This is a genomic window from Mycobacterium sp. NGS68 (assembly GCF_059812195.1).
In genome coordinates this window covers 1-25,701 of sequence record NZ_JCALCE010000047.1, presented here as the reverse complement: position 1 = coordinate 25,701, position 25,701 = coordinate 1, and the positions used below count along the sequence as shown (strand labels likewise).

Here is a 25,701-nt window from a genome sequence, read left to right as displayed (position 1 = left end):
TGCGAGGGAGGCCGCTGTGGACGGGACACCGTTCGGGCGCTACCGGCTGACGGAGTTGCTGGGTAGCGGCGGCATGGGCGAGGTCTGGCGGGCGTTCGACACCGTGACCGAACGGGTGGTCGCCCTCAAGGTCCTGCCGCCCCGGCTCGCGCACGACGAGATTTTCCAGCGCCGATTCCGCCGGGAAGCCCGCGCGGCGGCCGGGCTCAACGAGCCGCACGTGGTGCCGATCTACGACTTCGGCGAGATCGACGATCGGCTGTATGTGACGATGCGCCTCATCGAGGGCCGCGACCTGGACAGCATCCTGGCGGACGGTCCACTCGAGCCGGATCGCGCGGTGTACATCATCGACCAGATCGCCTCGGCGCTGGCCGCCGCCCACCGAATCGGGTTGGTACACCGCGACGTCAAGCCGTCCAACATCCTGGTCGCCGACGAGGACTTCGCCTACCTGATCGACTTCGGCATCGCCAGCACCGAGGACGACACCGGGCTGACCACCGCGGGAACCGTGGTCGGCACGCTGGCCTACCTGGCGCCCGAGCGAGTCACCAACGGCAAGGCCGACTATCGCGCCGACATCTACTCGTTGACCTGCGTCATGCACGAGTGCCTCACCGGGGAACAGCCGTTTCCCGGCAGCGACCTCGAACACCAGGTCAACGCGCACCTGACGCAGCCACCGCCGCGCCCGTCGGCGATCCGCCCCGGCCTGCCCGGCGAGCTGGACGCCGTCATCGGCCGGGGCATGGCGAAGAATCCCGCCGCCCGCTACGAGACCACCAAGGAACTCGCCTACGCCGCCCGTGCGGCGATCACCGAACCCGTCGGGCCCCAGCCGGTATGGCCGGCCCAGCCGCCGCGGCCGGCGCCGTCGAGACCCGTGCAGCCGCCGCGCAGCGGACCGCCGCCGCAGCCGCCGCGGCCAGCCCCGCCGCCGCCACCGCCGCGCCCCACGCCGCCGCGCCCCACGCCGCCGCCACAGCCACCGCCACGGCGGGCCCCGCCCGAACAGCCCGGCGTGTCGCCAACCGCCGCCACGCAGTCCCATACCCTGCCCAGCCGGCTAAGCCCCGTTCTTCCCCGGTCCGACGACGAGCGGCGCGGCCGGAAGCGCCGGCCGATGCTGTTGGGGGGCGCCGCCGCCGTCGTCGCGGTGATCGTGACCGTCGTTCTCGTCGCGGTGTTTTCGCGTGGCGGCGGCGAACAGCCGACCGCCGGCCCCTCACCCAGCAGCCCGAGCACCAACCCGACGAACGCCGGGCCCTTCACGGGTGTGTACCGCGCCGAATTCAGCGCCTCGACCACCAACGGGAAGATCGATCAGGGAGCGACGCCGTCGACCGCGCAGTGGGCGGTGCGTTCGCACTGCGGCGCCGCCGGCTGCGTGGCGACGGCATCCGCGACGGGTGGGCCCACCCTGCAGTCGGCGTTCGTCTTCGACGACTTCGGCGGCCAGTGGCACGCGGTCGGCGTCGCCTCGCCCGCGGCCCCGCCGGCCGGCGTGTCGGGCTTTCACGGCTGCATCTTCCCGGCCGAATACTGGACCGTCCTGACGCTGCAACCGCAATCCGACGGCACGCTGGTCGGCCAGTACCGCGTCGCGAGCATGGTCGGCCCGTGTGCGACCGAACGGACCGTCATCTTCACCCGCACCGGCGACGTCACGCCCGAGGTCCTGCCCGACCCAGACCGGCTGGCGCCACGCGTCGCGTCCCCCGCCCAAGGCTGGCGGGGCCGCTACCACGGGACGAGAACCCCGCAGGACAACCACCCGCCGAGCTCGTGGGATTCGGAGATCCAGACCGATTGCCTTCGGGCCGGCGACCGTTGCATCAGCTACGACGTCGAACAGGCCAGGGTCTACGTCTACGCCGACGGCAAGTGGGTCTGGAACTACGACGCCAAGAACAAATGCAACGGCACCCAGGACGTGCAGGACAAGGCTTCGTGGGAAATGCCGCTGCCGCAGCCGCCGCAAGACCCGATCACGTCGCTGACCGGGCATGGGCACCGCGACGTGATCGGCAGCGCCTGCGCGCGCTCGTACAACGAGAACGTGAAATTCGACCGCACGGGCGACTAGCCCGTCCTCGCCCGCCGCGCCCGACGTGCTCTGACGGCGAAAAGTGGCCGTGAATTCGCCCTACGGGCACGTTGGGCAACGGCGCGGCCCCGGTCCTCGCCCGCACCCCGGAACTTACGGTGTCGCTGAACCGCGCGCCGGGTGAGACGCTGATGTGATGGAGGGAACGCCGTTCGGACGGTACCGGCTGCTTGCGCTGCTGGGTCGCGGCGGCATGGGCGAGGTCTGGCGGGCATTCGACACCGTGACCGAGCGCGTGGTCGCGCTCAAAGTGCTGCCCGCGCAGTACATCAACGACGAGGTGTTCCAGCAGCGCTTCCGCCGGGAGGCCCGCTCGGCGGCAGGGCTCAACGATCCGCACGTGGTGCCGATCCACGACTTCGGCGAGATCGACGGCCGGCTGTATGTGACGATGCGCCTGATCGAGGGCCGCGACCTGCACGCCATCCTGGCCGGCGGTCCGCTGGAGCCGGCCCGGGCGGTGCACATCGTCGAGCAGGTGGCGTCGGCGCTGAATGCCGCCCACCGCATCGACCTGATCCACCGCGACGTCAAGCCGTCCAACATCCTGGTCGGCGAGGACGACTTCGCCTACCTCATCGACTTCGGCATCGCGCGCAACACCAGTGACACGTCGCTGACCAACGCCGGGAACGTGCTGGGTACCTACGCCTACCTCGCACCCGAGCGCCTGACCACAGGAAACGCCGACCACCGCGCCGACATCTACTCCCTGACCTGCGTCATGCACGAGTGCCTCACCGGCATGCAACCCTTCCCGGGCGACAGCCTCGAGCAGCAGCTCGGCGGGCACCTGACGCAGCCGCCGCCACGCCCGTCGGCGCTGCGCCGCAACCTGCCCACCGGCCTCGACGCCGTCGTCGCCAAGGGACTGGCCAAGAACCCCGCCGAGCGCTACGCGACCACCAAGGAGCTGGCCACCGCAGCCCGCGCGGCGATCACCGCGCCTATCGCGGTGCCCCAGCCGGTGTGGCAGACGCCGCCGGCGTATCACGGCGGTTGGTCCGCGCCGCCGACCCAGTACGGCTACGTTCCCCACGTTCCCAACGTTCCCCACGTTCCCAACGTCCCCAACCCCAACCCCAGTCCTGGCCCCAGCCCGCCGCAGTACGCCCCCGTTTCCGGGCCGACGCGGTTCGCCCCCGTCCCGGTCCCCATCCCGCCGAAGCGCAACCGCGGCTGGATCGCGCTGGCGGCCGTCGGCGCGGCGGTGGCGCTGGTGATCGCGGTCGTCATCGCGGTGGCGCTCAGCAACGGCGACAACCAGCCCGGCAGTCCCGACGCCGCCCCGACGAGCAGCGCGCCGCCGCCGAACACCGGGCCCTTCACCGGCGTGTACCGCGTCGACTTCGGCCCGGCAACCGCCCACGGCGGGCAAGCCCTTCCCGGCTCGACGGCGTTGACCGGGCAGTGGTCGGTGCGTTCGTCGTGCCGCTCCACCGTCTGCGTCGCGACGGCGACCGCGACGGGCGGTCCCGTACTGCAGACGACGTTCACGTTCGACAAGGTCGGCGGACAGTGGCAAGCGGTCGCCGCGAACCTGCTCAATGCGCCGCCGCCCAACGAACCCAACTTCGCGTCGTGCAAGTTCCCCGCCGAATACTGGTCGGTCGTCACCCTGCGCGGGCGATCAGAGGCGACGCTGTCCGGCACCTACCGCGCCGACAGCAATGACTCGGCCTGCGGCAACGAGCGCACGGTCACCTTCACCCGGACCGGCGACGTCGACGTCAGCGGCCTGCCCGACCCCGACACCCAGCCCGCGCTCGTCACGTCCCCGGCCAGCGCATTCCACGGCCGCTACAACGCGACCCAAACGCCCAACGGCAGCTACAACCCGACTTCGTGGCACACCACGTTCACGACCTACTGCCTTCGCACCGGCGATCGCTGCGTCAGCTACGCGGCCTACAAGGAGGGCGACGAGCTGTACATCTTCGCCGGCGGCAAGTGGATCTACGACTACTCGGGCAAGAGCCACTGCACGGGCGGCGGCGACGATCAAATCGTGGTGCATTGGGAATTTCCGCTCCCGCAGCCCGCGCCCGACCCGATCCCGTTGTTGACCGGTCGCGGGCATAAGCAGGTCATCGGCAGCCCCTGCGCCGGCGCGTACAACGAAGACGTGAAATTCGAGCGCGCCAGCGACTAGAGCCCGCGCAATGGTTATCTTCAGCGTGAAGGTAAAGCAATGTGTTGCACGGGATTTCCCTACCGCTAGGCTGCCAGGATGGCAGACAACCCGTCGTCATACCTGGTCCTGGCGTCCCAGCGCAGTGGCAGCACGCTGCTGGTCGAATCGCTGCGTGCGACCGGGGTGGCCGGCGAACCCGCGGAGTTCTTCCAATACTTACCCGCCACCAGCCAGGCCCCACAGCCGCGGGAATGGTTCGCCGGAGTCGACGACGAGTCGATCCTGGCGCTGCTGGACCCGCTGGACGTCGGCACGCCCGACCTCGCGCCGCCGGAGATTTGGCGCGACTACATCCGCACGACCGGCAAGACGCCCAACGGCGTCTGGGGCGGCAAGCTGATGTGGAACCAGACGCCGCTGCTGCTCGACCGGGCGAGCGGACTGCCGAACCGGTCCGGTGACGGCCTGCTGGCCGCCATCCGCGACGTCGTCGGCGAGGAGCCGCTGCTCATCCACATCCACCGGCCCGACGTGGTGTCGCAGGCGGTGTCGTTCTGGCGGGCCGTGCAGACCCGGGTCTGGCGCGGCCGGCCGGACCCGGTGCGCGACGCGCGCGCGACGTATCACGCCGGCGCCATCGCGCATGTGGTGAAAATGTTGCGGGCGCAGGAAGTCGGCTGGAAGAACTGGTTCGCCGAAGAGAAGGTGGAACCGATCGAGATCTCCTATCCGGTGTTGTGGCGCAACCTGACTCAGGTGGTGGCCGACATCCTCGAGCGCCTGGGTCTGGACCCGCGCCTGGCGCCGGAGCCGGTGCTGCAGCGGCAGGCCGACCAACGTTCCGACGAGTGGGTAGACCGGTACCGGACGGACGCCGAGAGAGAGGGACTCCCGACATGACTTCCGCGACCGACGCCCTGCGCGTCGACGAGCTGCGGCTGTTGGAAGCCGAGGCGGTGCACATCATCCGCGAAGTCGCCGCCGAACTCGAGCGGCCCGTGCTGCTGTTCTCGGCGGGCAAGGATTCGATCGTGTTACTTCGCCTGGCGGAAAAGGCTTTTCGGCCGTTTCCGCTGCCCTTTCCGGTGATGCACGTGGACACCGGGCACAACTTCTCCGAGGTGATCGAGTTCCGCGACCGCCGGGTCACCGGCGAGGGGCACAAGCTCATCGTCGCGTCGGTGCAGGAGTCGATCGACAAGGGCCGCGTCCCCGACCCGGGCCCGAGCGCCTCCCGCAACCGCGCGCAGACGCGCACCCTGCTCGACGCGCTGGAGGAGGGCAACTTCGATGCGGCGTTCGGCGGCGCCCGCCGCGACGAGGAGCGGGCCCGCGCCAAGGAGCGGATCCTGAGTTTCCGCGACGAGTTCGGCCAGTGGGATCCGCGGGCGCAGCGCCCCGAGCCCTGGACGTTGTACAACGGCCGGATCAAGAAGGGCGAGCAGGTTCGGGTGTTCCCGCTGAGCAACTGGACCGAGCTCGACGTCTGGCGCTACATCGAGCTGGAAAACCTTGAGATACCGTCGATTTACTACGCGCACGAGCGTGAGGTGTTCGAACGCGACGGCATCCTGTTGGCGGTGTCGGAGTACACCAGCCCGCAAAACGGCGAGACCGCGGCGACCGAATGGGTGCGCTACCGCACCGTCGGCGACCTGACCATCACCGGGGCGGTGCGCTCCACGGCCACCGACATCGCCGGTGTCATCACCGAGATCTCGGCGGCGACCGTGTCCGAGCGCGGCGAGACCCGCGCCGACGATCGCACCTCCGCCGCCGCGATGGAAGACCGCAAGCGGGAAGGCTACTTCTGATGAGCCCCGTGACACGCCAGTTGCTGCGCATCACCACCGCGGGTTCGGTGGACGACGGCAAGAGCACGCTGATCGGCCGGCTCATGCACGACACCGACAGCCTGCCGCTCGACCACCTCGAGGCCGTGACCGACGAAGACGGCGTGGCCGACCTGGCCGCGTTGTCCGACGGCCTGCGCGCCGAACGCGAACAGGGCATCACGATCGACGTCGCCTACCGCTTCTTCTCCACTGCCGCCCGCAGCTACATCCTGGCCGACACCCCCGGCCACGAGCGCTACACCCGCAACATGTTCACCGGCGCGTCCAACGCGCACGTGGCGATCCTGCTGGTCGACGCGCGCGCCGGGGTGCTGCGGCAGACCCGACGCCACGCCCGGATCGCAAAGCTTTTGGGCATCAAGCATTTTGTGGCCGCGGTGAACAAGATCGACCTCGTCGACTTCGACGAGGGTGCGTTCCGCAGGGTCAAGGACGAGTTGGACCAGACCGCCGCGCGCCTCGGCGACAGCAGAATCACGACGATCCCGATCGCGGCCAAGCTCGGCGACAACGTCGTGCACCGCTCCGACCGGACCCCGTGGTACGACGGCCCGACGCTGCTGGACTACCTGGAGAACGTCAAACTGGCTGCGCCCCAACCGGAAGCCTCGCGGCTGCGGCTGCCGATCCAGTGGGTTTCACGCCCCACCGACGACGTGCGCCGCCGCTACACCGGGCGGCTCGCGGCGGGCACGCTCAGCGTCGGCGACTCCGTCGTGTCGCTGCCCGCGGGCACCCGCTCCACCGTGACCGCGCTGGACACTCTTGACGACGACCGGACCACGGCCGTCGCGCCGCTGTCGGTCTCGATCGAGCTGCAGGACGACATCGACGTGGGCCGCGGTGACGTGTTCATCAGCGGCGCCGACGACGCCAGCGTTCCCGTGCTCGCCCGCGAACTGGACGCGACGGTGTGCTGGTTCATCGACACCCCGCTGCGGGCCGGTGACCGGCTGGCGCTCAAGCAGACGACCAAGACCGTGCGGACCACGGTGCAGGAGCTGCACACCCGGCTGGACCCGGAGACGCTGGACGAGCTGGATCAGCCGGTTGAGCTGGCGCTCAACGACATTGGCACGGTGACGCTGCGCACCAGCTCCGTCGTCGTCGCCGACCCGTACGTAGAGAACCGCGACAGCGGCGCGTTCATCCTGATCGACGAGACCACCAACGACACCGTCGGCGCCGGCACCATCATCGAGGCGCGCGAGGTCAAGCCGGGCACGCACGCCCGCACCGACATCCGGTGGCATCCCTCGGCGCTGGACCGCCGGCATCGCTGGCAGGCGACCGGCCAGCCGGGCGCGACGATCTGGTTCACCGGCCTGCCCGCATCCGGCAAGTCGACGGTCGCGGTGGCCGTGGAGCGCGCGCTGGTGGAGTCGGGCCGGGTGGCCTATCTGCTCGACGGCGACAACCTGCGCCACGGCCTGTCCGACGACCTGGGCTTCTCGCCCGGTGACCGCACCGAAAACATCAGGCGGGTAGGGCATTTGACGCGACTCCTGGCCGACGCCGGGGTGGTGGCGCTGGCGTCGCTGGTGTCACCGCTGAAGTCGGACCGGGAGACCGCGCGCGCCCTCAACGACGCCGCGAAGCTGCCGTTCATCGAGGTGCACGTCGCGACCTCGCTGGCGGAGTGCGAGAAGCGGGACCCCAAGGGCCTCTACGCACGCGCCCGCAGCGGCGAACTCAAGGGCCTCACCGGTGTGGACGCCCCATATGAGGCGCCGGAGAACCCGGAGCTGGTGCTCGACACCACCGACGCCGACATCGACGAGCTGGCCGCTCAAGTGATCGAACTGCTCGACCGCTACAGCCCCCGCCCGCCGGCAAACCCCGGGTAGGTGCCGGGGCCGAACGGTAACGTAGCGGCCATGCAAAGTTCGTCCGTCCTGTCCCTGTTGCGCGAACGCGCCGGTTTGCAGCCCGACGACACGGCGTTCAGCTTCACCGACTACGAGCAGGACTGGTCGGGCGTCAACGAGACCCTGACCTGGGCTCAGCTGTACCAGCGCACCTTGAACCTGGCGCATGAGGTCAGGCGGCACGGCTCGGCCGGGGACCGGGCGGTGATCCTGGCGCCGCAAGGCCTGGAATACATCGTGGCCTTCCTGGGCTCGATGCACGCGGGCCTGATCGCGGTGCCCCTGTCGGTCCCGTCGGCCGGTGCCCACGACGAACGGGTGAGCGCCGTGCTGGCGGACACCGCGCCGACGGTCATCCTGACCACGAAGGCTGTCGCGCCGACCCTCGCCGAGTATGTCGGCACGCTGGAAGCCGCGATCATCGAGGTCGACGCGCTGGATCTGGACGCCGAGAATCCGTCGAGCATCCGCCTCACCGACGGGCCCGGCCCGGCGTACCTGCAGTACACGTCGGGTTCGACGCGCCTTCCGGCGGGCGTGATGATCACCCACCGCAACCTGATGGCGAATTTCCAGCAGCTGATGGCGGGGTACTTCGCGTCGACCAAGGGGGTCGCGCCGGGCGATCTCACGATGGTCTCGTGGCTGCCGTTCTACCACGACATGGGCCTGGTCCTCGGCGTCGTCGCCCCCATCCTGGGCGGCTGGCGCGGCGAGCTGATGAGTCCGATCGCGTTCCTGCAGCGTCCGGCCCGGTGGATCCAGGCGCTGGCCACCGCCCGCCACCCGTTTTCCGCGTCGCCGAACTTCGCGTTCGAGTTGGCCGTGCGCAAGACGACCGACGCCGACATGGCCGGCCTCGATCTCGGTGGCTGCCAGGGCATCATCAGCGGCAGTGAGCGCATCCACCCGGCCACGCTGAAACGCTTCTCGGACCGCTTCGGCCAATACCACTTCCGCGACGAAATGATGCTGCCCTCATACGGTTTGGCCGAGGGCACGGTGTATGCCGCCAGCCGCCCGAAGGACGGCAACCCGCCGACGGTGGTGTATTTCGAACCCGCGAAGCTGTCCGCGGGCACCGCGGAACGCGCCGACGACGCCGACGGTGCACCGCTGCTCAGCTACGGCATGCCGCAGTCGCCGCTGGTGCGCATCGTGGATCCCGACACCCGCATCGAGTGCCCCGCGGGTACGACGGGTGAGATCTGGGTGCGCGGCGACAACGTCGCGCAGGGCTACTGGCAGAAGCCGGAGGAGACGGCCCGCACCTTCGGCGGCATGCTCGCCGACCCGTCGCCCGGCACCCCCGAAGGGCCCTGGCTGCGGACCGGAGACCTCGGCTTCGTCTCCGAGGGTGAGATGTTCATCGTCGGCCGGATGAAGGATCTGCTGATCGTCTACGGGCGCAACCACTACCCCGAGGACATCGAGTCGACGGTCCAGGAGATCACCGGCGGCCGGGTCGCCGCGATCTCGGTGCCGGTGGATCAGACGGAGAAACTGGTCACCATCATCGAGGTCAAGAAGCGCGGCGACTCCGTCGAGGAAGCGCAGGAGAAGCTCAACGTCGTCAAGAACGATGTCACCGCGGCGATCTCGAAGTCGCACGGGCTCAACGTCGCCGACCTGGTCCTGGTGCCGCCCGGCTCGATCCCGACGACCACCAGCGGCAAGATCAGGCGGGCCGCCTGTGTCGAGCAGTACCGCCAGCAGCAGTTCACCCGGTTGGACGCCTGAACGGAATTAACCCTGTGTGGATCACCGTCCTGGTGATGGCGATCGCGGTGAGCCTGGAACCGTTTCGGATCGGCATGACCGTGTTGATGCTGAACCGCCCGCGGCCGATGCTGCAGCTGCTGGCGTTCCTGTCCGGCGGTTACGCGATGGGCCTGACGGTCGGCCTGGTCGTGCTGTTCGTCGTGCGCCGCCGGCTGACCGCGTCGACCCATCTGACGCTGCCGCTCGTGCAGATCATGATCGGCGCGCTGGCCCTGCTGGTCGCCGCCGTGTTGGCGGTCCGGGCCGCCGCGGGCGCCGGGCCGTCCGGTCCCCGGCAGTTGCCGGCCCGCGTCCAGCGCCTGCTCGACGGGCGGTCGCTGTGGATCGCCGCGGTAGCCGGACTGGGGATCGCGCTGCCGTCGGTGGACTACCTGGCCGTGCTCGCGGTCATCCTGGCGTCCGGCGCGGCGGCCGGGACGCAGGTCGGGGCGCTGGTGATGTTCAATGTCGTCGCCTTCGCGCTGGTCGAGATCCCGCTCGTCGCGTATCTGCTGGCCCCCGACGCGACTCGGGCGCGGATGGCCACGCTCAACGAGTGGATCCGGTCGCGGCGGCGCGTCGAGGTCGCCGCGCTGCTCACCGGAGTCGGCTGCGTGTTGCTCGTCGCCGGCGTGCTGGGGTTATAGCGCGTTCTCGTCCGCCGAACGTGTTCTGAGGCCGCAGATTCGGTGGCCGGATCTTCGCTAGTGGCGACTGGCGACAGCTCCGTCGCGTGCGCCGGCACGCTTCGCCGCGTGCGGCGGCACGCTTCGTCGAGAGTGAAGCCACTGCGAAAAAGCCGCCGGATTTCCGCAGTGGCTTCACTTTCGGCGACAGGCGTGGCGGCGACAGGCGTGGCGGCGACGGGAGTGGCGGCGACGGGAGTGGCGGCGAAGAGAGTGGCGGCGACGGGAGTGACAGCGACCGGCGCGCAAGCCGCCGAGAGTGAACCGGCTGCGAAAGACGCCTATCAGCGGTCGACGTTCGCCGGGAGTCAACGCCCTCGGCGCAGCCTCGACGTCAGGCCCGGTCGGCCAGCGCGGCGAGCTCGTCGTACAGGTGCTCGGCGAGACCCCGCACCGTGGTGATCTTGGCGGGGCTGATGCGGACGCCGGTTTCGATTTCGATTCGCGTGCGCAGTTCGAGGTTGCCCAGCGAGTCCATGCCGTAGTCCGACAGCGGGCGATCGGGGTCGATCGTGCGCCGCAGCAGCAGGGTGATCTGGCCGGACACCAGCCGGCGGATCGTGCCGGGCCATTCGTCGCGGGGCAGCGCCTTGAGTTCGGCGAGGAACCTGCCCGAGTCCGGCTGGTCGCCAGCCACGGACTGGAACGCCTCGGCGAAGCGGCTGCGCTGCGCGAACGACGTCAGCCACGGCGTGCCCATGATCGGCGCGTAGCCGGCGTAGGGGCGGTCGTAGCGCAGCAACGTCTCGAACGCGCGGTAGCCCTCGGCGGGCTGGATCGCGACGCCGGCGTCTTCGGCCAGGGCGTTGGCGCGGCCGACCTCCGACCACGCGCCCCAGGCGATCGCGGCGCCCGGCAGGCCCTGGGCGCGCCGCCATTGGGCGAAGGCGTCCAGCCAGCTGTTGGCCGCGGCGTAGGCGCCCTGACCCGGCGAACCCACGAGCGCGGCGGCCGACGAGAACACGCAGAACCAGTCCAGCGGCTCGCCCACGGTCGCCCGGTGCAGGTTCCACGCGCCGTAGACCTTCGGCGCCCAGCAGCGGTCGATCAGCTCCTCGGTGACGTGGGCCAGCGTCGCGTCCTCGGCGACCGCCGCCGCGTGCAACACACCGCGCACCGGCAGTCCCGTCGCCGTCGCAGCCGCCACCAGGCGCTCGGCCGTCGTGGGCTCGGCGACGTCACCACACTCGACCGCGATGTCCGCGCCGCGGGCGCGCAGGTCCTCGATGGCCTGCAGCGCCCGCGCGTCGGGCGCCGAGCGGGAGTTGAGCACGATCCGCCCGCAGCCGGCCGTGCCGCCGGGAAAGGCCATCTCGCCGGCGAGGAACAGGCCCAGGCCGCCGATCCCGCCGGTGACGATGTAGGCGCCGTCGGCGCGGAACGGACGGACCTGCTCCGGCGGTACGACGGCCACGGTCCTTCCGGTGCGCGGCACGTCGAGCAGCACCTTGCCGGTGTGCCCGGCACCGCCGACGAGGCGCACGGCGACGGCGGCGTCGTGAATCGGGTAGTGCGTGGTGTGCGGCGCCGGCAGCACACCGTCGGCCACGCGCCCGAAGACGGTGGTCAGCAGGCGTCGGACGGTCTGCGGGTGCGTCTGCGCCAGCAGCGCCAGGTCGACCGCATACAGCGACAGGTTGCGGCGGAACGGGAACAATCCGAGCCGGGTATCGCCGTAGATGTCGCGCTTGCCGATCTCGACGAACCTGCCCCCGAACGCGAGCAGGTCGATGCCCGCGCGTTGGGCGGCCCCGGGCAGCGAGTTGAGCACGACGTCGACGCCGTAGCCGTCGGTGTCACGCCGGATCTGGTCGGCAAACTCGGTGCTGCGTGAGTCGTAGACGTGCTCGACGCCCATGTCGCGCAACAGTTGTCGGCGCTGGGGGCTGCCTGCCGTCGCGAAGATCTCGCACCCGACGGCCCGGGCGATCGCGATCGCCGCCTGCCCGACGCCGCCGGTGCCGGAGTGGATCAGCACCTTGTCGCCCGGCGCGATGCGGGCCAGGTCGTGCAGGCCGTGCCACGCCGTCGCGTACGCGGTGGGCACCGCGGCGGCCTCGGCCAGCGGCACCTCGGCAGGCAGCGTGACCGCGAGCCGGGCGTCGCAGATCACGAAGGTGCCCCAGCAGCCGTGCGCCGACACCCCGGCCACGTGGTCGCCGACCCGATGCTCGGTGACGCCCGGCCCGACCCCAGTCACCACACCGGCGACGTCGCTGCCGAGTTGCGTCCGACCGCCCTCGAAGGTGGGATACCGGCCGAAGGCGACCAGCGCGTCGGCGAAGTTGACGGTGGACGCGGTCACCGCGACCTCGATCTCGCCTGGCCCCGGCGCCACCCGGGCGGCCGCGACGAACTCCAGCGACTCGAGGTCGCCGGGGCTGCGGATCTGCAGGCGCATGCCGTCGACCTCATGGTCCACCACGGTGGTGCGCCGCTCGGCCGGCCGCAGCGGGCCGTGCCGCAGCCGAGCGGTGTACCAGCCGCCGCCGCGCCAGGCGGTCTCGTCCTCCTCCGAGCCGCTGTGCAGCTGCCGGGCCACCTGCTCGGCGGCCGCCTCGGTGTCGTCGATGTCGATCAGGGTCGCGCCCAGGTGCGGGTGTTCGGAATCGATCACGCGGGTCAGGCCGCGCAGCCCGGCCTGCTCCAGGTTCGTCAGGTCGCCCTGTCGCACTGTCACGGCGTTCCGGGTGACCACGAACAGCCGGGGCGGCTGGCCCGGCAGGTCCGCCAGCTCGCGGGCGATGTCGACCAGGTGGGACACGTAGTCCCGGCCGCGCCGCAGTTCGCCCTCCGACGCGCCGGCCGTCGAGGCGGTCAGCACGACCACCCCGGTGAGGCCCTTGAGGACGCCATGCGTCCCGCCGCCGGTGAGCAGGTCACGCAGCCGTTCGGTGTCGATGCCGTCGGATCCCACCGGCAGGTGCGCGGTCGTGCAGTGGGCGTCGTCGGTGTTCAGCGCGTCGCCGAGCCGCGCCGTCAGCTCGTCGTCGCAGGCAAGTGGGCAGGCGCTCAGCAGCAGCCACGATCCCGGTTCGCTGGATGCGTGCGGCAGCTCGCGCGATTCCCATTCGATGGTGAACAGCCGCTCGTTGAGCACGCGGTGCTCGCGCTCCCGCTGGGAAACTCCGCCGCCCAGTCGCAGTCCCTCGACGGTCAGCAGAACCGTCCCGGACTGGTCCATCACGTCGATGTCAGCTTCTATGCCGGCCTCGCGCTCCCCCGCCCGCGTCGGGCGGACGCGGGTCAGGCAATAGTGCGCGTTGCGCATGGAGTGGTAGTTGCGCAGCGTGCGCACACCCATCGGCAACAGCGGACCACCCTGGCTGGCCTGCTGCGCCACGGGATGCACGACCACCGACTGGAAGCACGCGTCGAGCATCGCGGGGTGCGCGCCGTACGCCGACTGCTGGGACCGGATCGACGGCGGCAGCGCGACCTCGGCGAGCACCGACGTGATGTCCTTCTCGGCGACCTGCACCGCGGCCAGGCCCCCGAACGCCGGGCCGTACTGAATGCCGACGGTCTCGAAGCCCTTGCGCAGTTCGTCGCCCTCGATGCGGGACGGGTGGTTGGCCATCAGCGTGTGCAGGTCGTGCGCGGCGGGCTCGTCCAGGTTGTCCAGGGCGTGCAGCACCGCGGTGGCCCGGCGCACGCGTTCGCCGTCGTCGTGGGTGTCCACCACGAACTCCAGCACGCCCGGATCGGCGACCGTGGCCGCCGACGAGGCCACCGTGTCGGCGGCCAGCAGGAGCGTCTCGTCGAACACGAGGTCGCGGACCTCGGACCGCTGGCCGAGGGTCGCGCGCGCGGCGGCCAGCGCCATCTCGCAGTAGGCGGCGCCGGGCAGCGCGGCGACGTTGTGGATCTGGTGGTCGCCGAGCCACGGGTGCGTCTCGGTGCCGACTTCGCCCTGCCACACGTGGCGCTCGGGCTCCTCGCGCAGGTGGACATGCGCCCCGAGCAGCGGGTGGACGGCCGTCACGGCGGCGCCGTGGCCGGGGTGGTCGGCCGACTCGCGGCTGAGCATCAGCTGCCGGTGCGTCCAGGTCGGCAGCGGCGCGTCCACCAGGTTCCCGGTGGGATACAGGGCAGCGAAGTCCACCGCGCCGCCGGCGCTGTGTACGTCGGCGACGAAGCCGCGCAGCCCGAGCGGCAGTTCCTGCTCGCGCCGCATGGCCGCCAGCGCCACCCCGGTGATGTCCAGGCTGGCGGCGTTCTGCTCGATGGCGTGGGTCAGCAGCGGATGCGGCGACAGCTCCCCGAAGACGCGGAAACCGTCCTTGAGCGCCGCCTGCACGGCCGCCGCGAACCGCACGGTGTAGCGCAGGTTTTCGGCCCAGTAGTCGGCGTTGAACGGCGGACGCTCCCGCGGGTTCCACAGGGTCGCCGAGTAGTACGGAACCTCCGCCGCGGTCGGCTCCAGGTCGGCGAGGGCGTCGACCAGATCGTCGAGGATCGGATCGACCTGCGGCGAGTGCGACGCGACGTCCACCACCACCTCACGCGCCATCACGCCCTGCTCCTGCCAGGCGGCCACCATCTCGCGTACGGCCCCGGTGTCGCCGCCGACCACGGTGACGGTGGGCGAGGCGACCACCGACAGCACGACGTCGGACACCCCGCGACTGGACAGCTCCGAAAGCACTTGCTGCCCAGGCAGTTCCACCAACGCCATGGCCCCGCTGCCGGCGATGCGCGACAACAGGCGGGAGCGACGGCAGATCACCCGCAGACCGTCCCGGACCGAGAGCGCCCCGGCGACGACGGCCGCCGCGGACTCGCCGAGCGAGTGCCCGATCACCGCGCCGGGACGCACCCCGTAGGACTTCAGCGTCTCGGCCAGCGCGATCTGCATCGCGACGATCGTCGGCTGCACCCGCTCGATGCCGGTCACCTTCGCCTGACCCGAGAGAACCTCGGTCACCGAGAAGCCCGCCTCCTCGGCGATCACGGGCTCCATCGCCGCGATCGCCGCGGCGAACACCGGCTCCCGGACGAGCAGGTCGCCGCCCATCACCGGCCACTGCGAGCCCTGCCCGGAGAACACCCAGACCGGGCCGCGATCCTCCTGCGGTACCGCGGGCGGGTAGGGGATGTCGCCGTCGGCGACCGCCCGCAACGCCTTGCTCAGCTCGCGGGCGCTACAGGCCGACACCACGGTGCGCACCGACCGGTGCGCCCGACGGCGCGCCAGGGTGTAGCCGAGATCCCGCAGCACCAACTCGCCGGCGTGCTCGTCGACCCAATCCGCCAGCCGGGCGGCCGTGACGCGCAGCTGCTCGGCGGACGTCGCGGACACCGGGAACAGCAGCGGCACAGGCGCTTCCGTGACTTCCAGCGGCGCCTGTGCCGGTGCTTGCTCGAGAATCGCGTGCACGTTGGTGCCGGACATGCCGTAGGACGACACCGCGGCGCGGCGCAGCCCTTCGATGGGCCAGGGCGTGGTGGCCTGCGGCACGAAGAGCTCCGTCGGGATCGGCGCGAGGTCGTCGGGCAGCCGGGTGAAGTGCAGGTTCCGCGGAACCACGCCATGCTGCAGGGCAAGGACCGCCTTGATCAGGCCGAGCGGACCCGACGTCGACTGCAGGTGGCCGAAGTTCGTCTTCACCGCGCCCAGCGCGCAGGGGCCGTCGGTCCCGTAGACCGCGGCCAGGCTGGCGTATTCGATCGGGTCGCCCACCGGGGTTCCCGTGCCGTGCGCCTCGACCAGGCCGATCGTGGCGGCGTCCTGCGAATCCAATCCCGCGGCGGCCAGCGCCGACCGGTATACCGCGATCTGCGCGTCCTGCGACGGTGCCGCGATGTTCTCGGTGCGGCCGTCCTGGTTGGCCGCGGTGCCACGCACGACGGCCAGGATGCGGTCGCCGTCGCGCTGCGCGTCGGGCAACCGCTTGAGCAGCACCACGACGCAGCCCTCGCCGGTGACGAAGCCGTCGCCCGCGGCGTCGAACGCGGAGCAGCGGCCGGTGGGCGACAGGATGCCCTGCAGCGACCCGGACACGGACTTGCGCGGTTCGAGCGTGACGGAGACACCGCCGGCGATGGCCAGGTCGCTTTCCCCGTCGGCCAGGCTGCGGCAGGCCTGGTGCACGGCCATCAGGCCGGACGAACACGCCGTGTCGACGGTGACCGCGGGACCGCGCAGCCCCAGCGCGTAGGACACCCGGCCCGACGCGAAGCTGTTGCTGGTGCCGGTGAAGCCGTAGGGCCCTTCAGCGGCGCCGCAGTCCGCGGACAGCAACTCGTAGTCGCCGTGCGTCAGCCCGACGAACACGCCGGTCTGCGACTCCGCGAGCCGCGCCGGGTCCAGACCCGCGTGCTCGATCGCGTCCCACGAGGCCTCCAGCAGCAGCCGGTGCTGCGGGTCGATCGCGATGGCCTCCCGCTCCGTCATGCCGAAGAAGTCGCAGTCGAAGCCCCCGACGTCGTCCAGGAAGGCGCCCCACCGCGACACCGACCGGCCCGGTACACCCGGCTCCGCGTCGTAGAACAGGTCCGCGTCCCACCGGTCCGCGGGAACCTCGCCCACCAGATTGTCGCCGCGCAGCAACGCCTCCCACAGGCGTTGGGGAGAGTCGATTCCGCCGGGCAGCCGACAAGCCATGCCTATGACGGCAACGGGTGTGGAATTTGCGGCGCGCAATCTGCAGTCCCCTGTCTGGTCTCTCGACGCCGGGCAGCCAGCCGCCGTGGGAGTGTGCGAACGAGCCCCGCACGCCGATGCGCGTGCCATGCTCCCCCGACATTCGGGCTCAAGTCTCGTTATGTGCAGGTCACAGCGTTGGTAGCCAAACTAAACTAGTTTAACTGCAAGCGCTGATTGGCTTCAGGCGAATGGCACGGCTGGGGTTAGCCGGGGGTCAGCCGCAGGCGGGCTGGTCGAGTCGGCTTCGGTCGGACGCGTACACCTCGGCCAGGAACTGTTCGACCGCCACCGCGGCGTGCGCCGCGCGCGGGGATCCGAAGATGTCGAAAGCGTGCTGCGCGCAAGGCAACTCGGCGTAGACGACGGGATTGCGGCTGACCTCACGCAGCCGCGCGGTGAAGATGCGCGCCTGCTCGACCGGGATCAGCGAGTCGTTGCGGCCGTGCAGCACGAAGAACGGCGGCGCGTCCGCGGTGGCGTGGGTGATCGGCGAGGCCAGCCGAAACGGCTCCGCGATCTGCGTCCGGCTCAACTTGAATACATTCTTGGCCACCACCGGCGTCAGCAACGGATGCATCGAGGCGTCCGAACGGGTGAAGTCGTAGACGCCGTAGAACGGGACGGCCGCCTGCACCCGGGTGTCGGCCGCCTCGAACCCCGGCTGGAACTGCGGATCGTTGGGGGTGAGCGCGGCCAGCGACGACAGGTGCCCGCCCGCCGAGCCGCCGGTGATCGCGATCCAGTCCGGATCACCCCCGTATTCGGCGATGTTCTCCTTGGTCCAGGCGATCGCGCGCTTGACGTCGACGATGTGGTCCGGCCAGGTCGACCGCGGGCTGAGCCGGTAGTTGATGGCCACGCAGACCCAGCCCAGCTCCGCGAGGTGGCTCATCAGCGGATGCGCCTGGCCGCGCTTATTGCCCGTCATCCAGGCGCCGCCGGGAACCTGCAGCAACACCGGCGCGCGGGCACCCCGGTCCAGGTCGGGCCGCCGCCAGACGTCCAGGTGGTTGCGCGAGCCGAACTCGCCGTAGCTGATGTCCCCGTCGTGCGCGTAGTCGCGGTAAACCCGCAGCATGCGCACCACACCGGGCTTCTTCGCGGTCGCTCCCCCCGGCGCCGACCGCTGCCACAGGTCGCCCGACTCGGTGCGACGGTCCGGGCCCAGGCCTTCGTCCAAGGCTGAGGTCAGCGGCTCGTCGGCCCGGCGTCCGGAGCGGCGCAGGCCCAGCAGCCCCAGCCAGGACAGCCCCGCCAGTGCCCCGCCGACCAGGCGCACCCGCCCGGACAGCCGGCGGGACACCGCCGCGAACGCCCCCACCTGCGCGGCCAACGTCGGCAACGGCAGCTCCGACGCGAACAGGCCGTACGCGAACGCGTACAACGAGCCGTAGCCGCTCTTGGTCAACGGGCGGTAGCCGTTGGCGGTGAACACCAGACTCACTACGGACAACACTGGCGATAGGACAGCCCCCACTCGTCTCATGCCAACGAATCTAACCGTCCGCGCCGCCACTTGCGTCCGGCCGCTCCTTCTCGCCGGCGTCCTCGAGGACGTGATAGGCGGGGTCGACCATCGTGATCGGCCGGTTGCCGCTCTGCCGCGCCTTGCCGATCACCCGCAGCAGCTGACCGGGCTGTATGTCGGCGCCGTGCCCGGGGCGGAAGGAAATGGTGATCTCTCCCGTGTCGTCGCCTACCACCACCTGCCGATAGGTGCGGCGCCGTTGGGTGACGTCCTCGACCTCGCCGACCCGCCCCTCGAAGGTCGCGCGCTGGCCGGGGATCAGGCCGGCCACGGTGATCACCGACGACGGGCGATCGCTGGGTTCGGGGTGCGCGTATTCGTCGGCGTCGCGCTCCTCGCCCTGGAACACCCACGTTTCGAGCTTGTCCAGCTCACGCACCAGGCGCTGCTCGAAGCGCTCGGGGTACGCCTCCTGGATCCGCGACTGCACGTCGTAGGGCACGATCGTCGCGGCCGCGTCGGGCAGCAGGCTGACGGCACGGGCGACTTTGTCCGCGGTGCGGTCGTGCAGCAGCCGTCCCAGCAGCGGCGCATACGTCCGGCGCGGCAGCAGCACCGTCACGTTGGTGTTGCCTTGTTCCTTGACGGCCTTGGCGACCAGCAGTTGCGCGGCCCGGGTGACGCGCCGGTCCGGGCAGTCGACGACGCGCAGCGGGGTGTCGAGATCGAAGTTGTCCCAACGTTTCCGCAGCTGCGCGGCATGGGCCGCGTCGACCATGAAGTGCACCGCGATCAGCTCGTCGGCCCGCAGCCCCTTGCCGTAGCGCAGCCCCTCGATCGTCGCGAGGTCGAGCGAGTTGACGAAGACGAACACGCGATGCCGGGCGTACTTCACCAATTCGGGGCGGTCGGTGCGGAACATCTCGAGGATGGCGGCCTCGGCCCGGTACTCCTTGTTGAGCCGGATCAGGATGAACACCAGCACGGGGAAGACGACGACCACCAGCCAGGCGCCCTCGGTGAACTTGGCCACCGCGAAGATGCCGACCACGATCGTCGACAGGACGGCCGCGGACAGGTTGATCGCCAGCCGGCGCCGCCACCCCGGTTCGCGCTGCGTCAGATGGTGTTTGGTCATGCCGTAGCCGGCCATCGAGAACCCGGTGAACACGCCGATCGCATAGAAGGGCACCAGCGCATTGACCGATCCGCCGGTCGTCACCAACAGCGCCACCGACAGCGCGGTCAGCGCGATGATGCCGTTCGAGAACACCAGCCGGTGACCGCGCTTCGTCAGCTGCCGGGGCAGAAAGCGGTCCTCGGCGACGAAGCTGGCCAGGGCCGGGAAGCCGTTGAAGCTGGTGTTCGCGCCGGTGAACAGGATGGCGGCCGTGGACGCCTGGACCAGGAAGTAGAAGACGTCACCGACCGCCCCGTTGCCGAACACGGCGCGGCCCACCTGCGACAGCACCGACGGATACTCCGTCAGGTACGGCGTGGCGTGGGTGGCGTACGCCAGATACGCGACGCCGGCGAGCAGGAAGCCCAGAATGCAGGCCATGGCGGTCAGCACCCGGCGTGCGTTGCGGCCCTGAGGCTTTTGGAAGGCGTCGACGGTGTTGGAGATGGCTTCGACGCCGGTCAGCGACGAACCCCCGTTGGCGAACGCACGCAGCAACACCAGAACCGTTGCGCCCATCACCACGCCGTTGCCGGACTCGACCCGCACCATTCCGGCCTGTTGCGGCACCAGCGCGAGGCCCCAGAACAGGTGGCGGGCGACGCCGACGACGATCGTCAAGCCGACCATCACGATGAAGGAGTACGTCGCCACCGCGAACGGCTTTCCCGCTTCCTTGAGCCCGCGCAGGTTCAGGTAGCAGATCAGGATCACTACGCCGACGGTGATTTCCAGGCTGTAGCGCCCCAGCGCCGGCAGCGCCGACACCACCGCGACCGTCCCCGCCGCGGACTGCACGGCGACGGTGACCACGTAGTCGATCAGCAGAGCGGCGGCGGCGACCTGCGCCACCCGGGGGCCGAAATTCTCCCGCGCGACGATGTAGGACCCGCCCGCGCGGGTGTAGGCCATCACGACCTGCCGGTAGGACGCGGCCACCAGCACCAGGATCAGCAGGATGACGCCGGTGACCGGGAGCAGCAGCAGGAACGCCGCCAGCCCGGCGTGCGGCAGCAGCTCGATGAGGATCTGTTCGGGACCGTAGGCGGTCGACGAGATCGCGTCCGGCGAAAGCGCCCCGAGCGCAACGGGATTCGACAGCTTCTCGGCGTTGAGGTTCTCGGTGATCAGCGGCTTGCCGAGAAAGACCCGCTTGGCGATGTCCCCGATTGACAGCGGGATACGGAGCTTGGAAGCGCCAGCGGTAGAAGTCACGAATAATTCTTACCCGAGTGCTACGTGAGCCGCTGCACAGCGGCGGCGATGCGTTCGTCGGTGGCGGTCAGCGCCACCCGCACGTGCCGCGCGCCGCGGGGACCGTAGAAGTCCCCGGGAGCCACCAGGATGCCGCGCTCCGCGAGCCAGCCGACGGTCTCGCGGCAGGGCCGCCCGCAGGTGGCCCACAGATAGAGGCCGGCCTCGGAGTGGTCGAGGGTGAAGCCCGCCGAGCGCAGCGCCGCCGCCAACGCGGCCCGCCGCCGCGCGTAGCGCTCCCGCTGCATCTTCTCGTGCTCGTCGTCGTCGAGGGCCGCCACCATCGCGGCCTGCACCGGCGTCGGCACGATCATCCCGGCGTGTTTGCGCACCGCCAGCAACTCGGCGACGACGCGCGGGTCGCCGGCCACCAGGCCGGCCCGGTATCCAGCCAGCGACGAGCTCTTCGACAGCGAGTGCACGGCCAGCAACCCGGTGTGGTCGCCGTCGCAGACGTCGGGATGCAGCACCGAGAGCGGCTCTGCGGCTTCTAAGTCCCAGGCCAGGCCCAGGTAGCACTCGTCGGACGCGACGAGGACACCCCGTTCGCGGGCCCAGCCCACGACCTTGCGCAGGTGGTCGACGCCCAGCACGCGGCCGGTCGGGTTGCTCGGGGAGTTCAGGTAGACCAACGCGGGCGACAGCGGACCCAGCTGGGTCAGCGAGTCCGCCCGCAGCACCTGCGCGCCGGCCAGCCGGGCGCCGACCTCATACGTCGGATACGCCAGCTCCGGGATCACCACCACATCAGCTGCGCCCAACCCCAGCAGGGTCGGCAGCCAGGCGATCAGCTCCTTGGTGCCGATCACCGGCAGCACGGCCGACTCGGGCAGGCCGGTGATGCCGTAGCGGCGGGCCAGGGCGGCGACCGCCGATTCCCGCAGCCGGCCGGTGCCGGCGGTCGCGGGATACCCCGGGGACCAGGCGGCGGCCGTCAGCGCCTCCTGAATCAGCGGCGCGACCGGATCGACCGGCGTGCCGACGGACAGGTCGACGATGCCGCCGTCATGGGCTCCGGCCAGCGCTTTCGCGTCGGCCAGCGTGTCCCAGGGAAATTCCGGCAGGGACGCCGAGACGGGCCCGCTCAGTCGCCTTCGCCCTGCGGTGGCAGGTCCTTGACCGCTTGCGGGTCGTTCTCGGTCATGCCGACCTTGGCCGCGCCGCCCGGCGATCCGAGCTCGTCGAAAAAGTCGGCATTGATCTGCGTGTACTGGCCCCACTGGTCGGGCACGTCGTCTTCGTAATAGATCGCTTCGACGGGACAGACGGGTTCACAGGCACCGCAGTCGACGCATTCGTCGGGGTGGATGTACAGCTGCCGGACGCCTTCGTAAATGCAGTCGACCGGGCACTCCTCGATGCATGCCTTGTCCTTGATGTCGACGCAGGGCTGGGCGATCACGTACGTCACGGACGTCTCCTCAAGGTGTCCTCCATGTACTGCTCGTTCCGGTTTGGGCTGCTTTGTTCAGGTTTGGCCTGCCGGAGGCTGCTTCGCGGCAAGCATTCGGTTACTGATACTAGACGTTGCACATACACCGCAACCACTGGGCACGCCCGAAAATATGTCCAGCCGTATGCACTCGGTTGCATAGGGGGGCATACCGGCGCCTATGCTGCCCGGATGGCGTTGCCCCACGCGATCCTGGTGTCGCTGTGCGAACAGGCCGGCTCGGGCTACGAGTTGGCCCGGCGATTCGACCGATCCATCGGATACTTCTGGGTCGCAAGCCACCAGCAGATCTACCGGACGTTGCGGGCGATGGAGGACGACGGCTGGGTGCGCTCCACCACCGTGGCCCAGCACGGCCGCCCCGACAAGAAGGTCTACACCGTGACCGAGGACGGCCGGGCCGAGCTGGCCCGTTGGATCGCCGAACCGCTGAGCCCGGCGCGGCCCGGTCGCGGCAGCGCGCTGTCCGACAACGTGATTCGAGCCACCCGGGACGTCGCCGTCAAGCTGCGCGGTGTCGGCTACGGCGACCCTGCGGCGCTGCGCGTCCAGGTCCTCGCGCTGCGCGCCGAGCGCGCCGATTCCCTGGACACCTACCGCGGCCTCGAAAAGCGTGGCTTCGCCGACCCGTCCGTTCTGCGCGGCGCCGCCCTGCACCAGTACCTGGTGCTGCGCGGCGGCATCCGGGCCGAAGAAAGTGCCATCGAATGGCTCGACGAAGTGGCCCAAGCGTTGCAGGAGACACCGTGACCCCTTACCCAAATCTGTTGTCCCCGCTGGATCTCGGGTTCACCACGCTGCGCAACCGGGTGGTGATGGGATCCATGCACACCGGGCTGGAAGACCGGGCGCACAACGTCGACCGGCTGGCCGCGTACTTCGCCGAACGCGCCCGCGGCGGCGTCGGGTTGATCATCACCGGCGGCTACTCCCCCAACCGCACCGGCTGGCTGCTGCCGTTCGCGTCGGACCTGACCTCCGGTTCGCAGGCCCGACGGCACCGCCGCGTCACCCGCGCGGTGCATGAGGAGGACGCCAAGATCCTGCTGCAGATCCTGCACGCCGGACGGTATGCCTACCACCCGCTCTCGGTGAGCGCGTCGTCGATCAAGGCGCCGATCAACCCGTTCCGGCCGCGCGCGCTGACCTCGCGTGGCGTCGACGGCACGATCGGCGACTTCGTGCGCTGCGCCCAGCTGGCCCGCGACGCCGGATACGACGGCGTCGAAATCATGGGCAGCGAAGGCTATTTGCTCAACCAGTTCCTGGCGCCGCGGACCAACCGGCGCACCGATTCCTGGGGCGGCACGCCGGCCAACCGCCGTCGGTTCCCGGTCGAGATCGTGCGCCGCACCCGCGAGGCGGTCGGCCCCGATTTCATCATCTGCTACCGGATGTCGATGGCCGACTACGTCGAGGACGGTCAGAGCTGGGACGAAATCGTCGCGCTGGCAACCGAAGTGGAGGCAGCCGGCGCCACGATCATCAATTCCGGCTTCGGCTGGCACGAGGCGCGGGTGCCGACGATCGTCACCTCGGTGCCGGGCGCCGCGTTTGTCGACGTCAGCAGCGCGCTCGCCGAGCACGTCGGCGTTCCCGTCGTGGCATCCAACCGGATCAACATGCCCCAGGCCGCCGAACAGATCCTGGCCGATACCGCGGTGCAACTGATCTCGATGGCGCGGCCGCTGCTGAGCGACCCGGAGTGGGTGCTCAAGGCGCAGTCCGGCCGGGTGGACGAGATCAACACCTGCATCGCCTGCAACCAGGCCTGCCTGGACCACGCTTTCGCCAAGAAGACGGCGTCGTGCCTGCTCAATCCCAGGGCCGCCCACGAGACCAAGCTGGTGCTCTCGCCGACGCGGCGCGCCCGCTCGGTGGCCGTCGTCGGCGCCGGCCCGGCCGGGCTGGCCGCGGCCGTCAACGCCGCGCAGCGCGGCCACCGCGTCACGCTGTTCGACGCGAACGACTTCATCGGCGGCCAGTTCGACATGGCCCGCCGCATTCCCGGCAAAGAGGAGTTCAACGAGACCATCCGCTACTTCACGACGATGCTGGCCAAGCACGCCGTCACGGTTCGGCTGGGCACCCGGGTGACCGCCGCCGAGCTGACCGACTTCGAGGACGTCGTGCTGGCCACCGGGGTGGTGCCGCGCATCCCGGACATCCCCGGCATCGACCACCCCAAGGTGCTTACCTACGCCGAAGCGATCACCGGCGCCAAACCCGTCGGGAAGACCGTGGCCGTGATCGGCGCCGGGGGCATCGGCTTCGACGTCAGCGAGCTGCTGGTGACCGAGGATTCGCCGACGCTCAATGTGAAGGAGTGGAAGGCCGAGTGGGGGGTGGTCGACCCGCAGGAGGCGCGCGGCGCGCTCACCACCGCGCTGCCGGCGCCGCCCGCCCGACAGGTGTACCTGCTGCAGCGCACCAAGGGACCGCAGGGCAAGCGGCTGGGCAAGACGACCGGCTGGGTGCACCGGGCGTCGTTGAAGGCCAAGGGCGTCGAGCAGCTGTGCGGGGTGAACTACGAGCGGATCGACGACGACGGCCTGCACGTCAGCTTCGGCCCGGATCACCAGCGCCCGCGGGTGCTCGCGGTGGACAACGTGGTGGTGTGCGCGGGCCAGGAACCGGTGCGCGACCTGGAAAGCGAGCTGCGCAGCAGCGGCGTCGACCCGCACATCATCGGAGGTGCGGCGTTCGCCGCCGAGCTGGACGCCAAGCGTGCCATCAGGCAGGGTACGGAGCTCGCCGCGCAACTCTAATGGTCTACCTAGCATTTACACAGCTAGCCCGCTATTAGTCCGCTGACCTGCGGAAAGTAAGGCCCGACACGCGATTTGCGATAGCTTTCGTGATCGAAACACGCCCACGGGGGCTGGTACCCTCGACGAAAGACGGCAACCGGTTACATGTCGTCGCCGTCTTGCGCGACGGTACTTAATTTGGGGAAAGGTCCACAAATGATCAGGTTGTCGCTTACCAAACTGGCCGCCAGCGTCGGCGCCTCAGCGTTTGCACTGGCCGCCGCGACCGGCGTCGCACACGCGAATCCGGATCCAATCATGACGACCTGCAGCTACACGCAGGTGATCAACGCGCTCAATGCAACCGACCCGGCGAACGGCGCGAAGTTCAGCAGCAGCCCGATCGCGTCGGGCTATCTGCAGCAGTTCCTCTCCGCGCCGCCCGGGTCGCCGCAGCGGCAGCAGCTCCTGTCGCAGCTGCCCCCGAAGTACTCGGGGGTCGTCACGCGAGTCGCGGCGGTCTGCGAGAACT

15 protein-coding genes are annotated in these 25,701 nt (G+C 70.2%); 10 read left to right on the top strand and 5 right to left on the bottom strand.

Annotated features, from left to right (window positions below; all coding sequences use genetic code 11):
- Positions 1-16: 16 nt before the first annotated feature.
- From AC5Y5V_RS28780 to AC5Y5V_RS28750, 7 genes are all read left to right on the top strand, one after another.
- Positions 17-2,089, top strand: coding sequence for a serine/threonine-protein kinase (locus AC5Y5V_RS28780; protein WP_499942065.1), 2,073 nt, complete (start codon positions 17-19; stop codon positions 2,087-2,089).
- 157 nt (positions 2,090-2,246) lie between these two features.
- Positions 2,247-4,262 carry a serine/threonine-protein kinase gene (locus AC5Y5V_RS28775; RefSeq protein WP_499942063.1) on the top strand — a complete coding sequence of 672 codons (2,016 nt, stop codon included), beginning with the start codon at positions 2,247-2,249 and terminating at the stop codon, positions 4,260-4,262.
- A 78-nt stretch (positions 4,263-4,340) separates the two neighbouring features.
- Positions 4,341-5,144 (top strand): trehalose 2-sulfotransferase, encoded by an 804-nt coding sequence (gene stf0 / locus AC5Y5V_RS28770; protein WP_499942060.1) that lies wholly within the window; start codon positions 4,341-4,343, stop codon positions 5,142-5,144.
- Positions 5,141-6,058: a sulfate adenylyltransferase subunit CysD gene (cysD, locus tag AC5Y5V_RS28765; RefSeq protein WP_499942058.1), complete on the top strand. Its 918-nt coding sequence runs from the start codon at positions 5,141-5,143 to the stop codon at positions 6,056-6,058. The genes stf0 and cysD overlap by 4 nt, the downstream gene beginning before the upstream one ends.
- Positions 6,058-7,947: an adenylyl-sulfate kinase gene (cysC, locus tag AC5Y5V_RS28760; RefSeq protein ID WP_499942057.1), complete on the top strand. Its 1,890-nt coding sequence runs from the start codon at positions 6,058-6,060 to the stop codon at positions 7,945-7,947. Before cysD ends, cysC begins: the two co-directional genes overlap by 1 nt.
- 30 nt (positions 7,948-7,977) lie before the next feature.
- Positions 7,978-9,708, top strand: coding sequence for a fatty-acid--AMP ligase FAAL21/FadD21 (gene fadD21, locus AC5Y5V_RS28755; RefSeq protein WP_499942055.1), 1,731 nt, complete (start codon positions 7,978-7,980; stop codon positions 9,706-9,708).
- A 14-nt stretch (positions 9,709-9,722) separates the two neighbouring features.
- Entirely contained in the window at positions 9,723-10,376 is a 654-nt protein-coding gene (locus AC5Y5V_RS28750; RefSeq protein ID WP_499942052.1) for a GAP family protein, read from the top strand.
- A 373-nt stretch (positions 10,377-10,749) separates the two neighbouring features.
- Here AC5Y5V_RS28750 and pks2 read toward each other — a convergent pair whose 3' ends face one another.
- From pks2 to fdxA, 5 genes are all read right to left on the bottom strand, one after another.
- Entirely contained in the window at positions 10,750-17,061 is a 6,312-nt protein-coding gene (gene pks2 / locus AC5Y5V_RS28745; protein WP_499942050.1) for a sulfolipid-1 biosynthesis phthioceranic/hydroxyphthioceranic acid synthase, read from the bottom strand.
- Between the two features lie 217 nt (positions 17,062-17,278).
- Positions 17,279-18,550 carry an alpha/beta hydrolase fold domain-containing protein gene (locus AC5Y5V_RS28740; RefSeq protein WP_499942048.1) on the bottom strand — a complete coding sequence of 424 codons (1,272 nt, stop codon included), beginning with the start codon at positions 18,548-18,550 and terminating at the stop codon, positions 17,279-17,281.
- Between the two features lie 10 nt (positions 18,551-18,560).
- Positions 18,561-20,927 (bottom strand): APC family permease, encoded by a 2,367-nt coding sequence (locus tag AC5Y5V_RS28735; protein ID WP_499942046.1) that lies wholly within the window; start codon positions 20,925-20,927, stop codon positions 18,561-18,563.
- A 20-nt stretch (positions 20,928-20,947) separates the two neighbouring features.
- Positions 20,948-22,054 (bottom strand): succinyldiaminopimelate transaminase, encoded by a 1,107-nt coding sequence (dapC, locus tag AC5Y5V_RS28730; RefSeq protein WP_499942080.1) that lies wholly within the window; start codon positions 22,052-22,054, stop codon positions 20,948-20,950.
- Positions 22,051-22,377: a ferredoxin gene (gene fdxA, locus AC5Y5V_RS28725; protein WP_499942043.1), complete on the bottom strand. Its 327-nt coding sequence runs from the start codon at positions 22,375-22,377 to the stop codon at positions 22,051-22,053. Before fdxA ends, dapC begins: the two co-directional genes overlap by 4 nt.
- Before the next feature lie 213 nt (positions 22,378-22,590).
- Here fdxA and AC5Y5V_RS28720 point away from each other — a divergent pair, with 213 nt between their 5' ends.
- From AC5Y5V_RS28720 to AC5Y5V_RS28710, 3 genes are all read left to right on the top strand, one after another.
- Positions 22,591-23,169 (top strand): PadR family transcriptional regulator, encoded by a 579-nt coding sequence (locus tag AC5Y5V_RS28720; protein WP_499942040.1) that lies wholly within the window; start codon positions 22,591-22,593, stop codon positions 23,167-23,169.
- On the top strand, positions 23,166-25,187 hold the full coding sequence (locus tag AC5Y5V_RS28715) for an FAD-dependent oxidoreductase (RefSeq protein WP_499942038.1): 2,022 nt from the start codon (positions 23,166-23,168) through the stop codon (positions 25,185-25,187). Before AC5Y5V_RS28720 ends, AC5Y5V_RS28715 begins: the two co-directional genes overlap by 4 nt.
- A 198-nt stretch (positions 25,188-25,385) precedes the next feature.
- The coding region (locus AC5Y5V_RS28710; RefSeq protein ID WP_499942036.1) for a hemophore-related protein at positions 25,386-25,701 on the top strand (316 nt) is incomplete at its 3' end.

What these genes read in the sequence shown, in the direction of transcription:
- AC5Y5V_RS28775 (WP_499942063.1), top strand. Translation starts at nt 2,247, where the DNA reads ATGGAGGGAACGCCGTTCGGACGGTACCGGCTGCTTGCGCTGCTGGGT.
- stf0 (WP_499942060.1), top strand. Translation starts at nt 4,341, where the DNA reads ATGGCAGACAACCCGTCGTCATACCTGGTCCTGGCGTCCCAGCGCAGT.
- cysD (WP_499942058.1), top strand. Translation starts at nt 5,141, where the DNA reads ATGACTTCCGCGACCGACGCCCTGCGCGTCGACGAGCTGCGGCTGTTG.
- cysC (WP_499942057.1), top strand. Translation starts at nt 6,058, where the DNA reads ATGAGCCCCGTGACACGCCAGTTGCTGCGCATCACCACCGCGGGTTCG.
- fadD21 (WP_499942055.1), top strand. Translation starts at nt 7,978, where the DNA reads ATGCAAAGTTCGTCCGTCCTGTCCCTGTTGCGCGAACGCGCCGGTTTG.
- AC5Y5V_RS28740 (WP_499942048.1), bottom strand. Translation starts at nt 18,550, where the DNA reads ATGAGACGAGTGGGGGCTGTCCTATCGCCAGTGTTGTCCGTAGTGAGT.
- AC5Y5V_RS28720 (WP_499942040.1), top strand. Translation starts at nt 22,591, where the DNA reads ATGGCGTTGCCCCACGCGATCCTGGTGTCGCTGTGCGAACAGGCCGGC.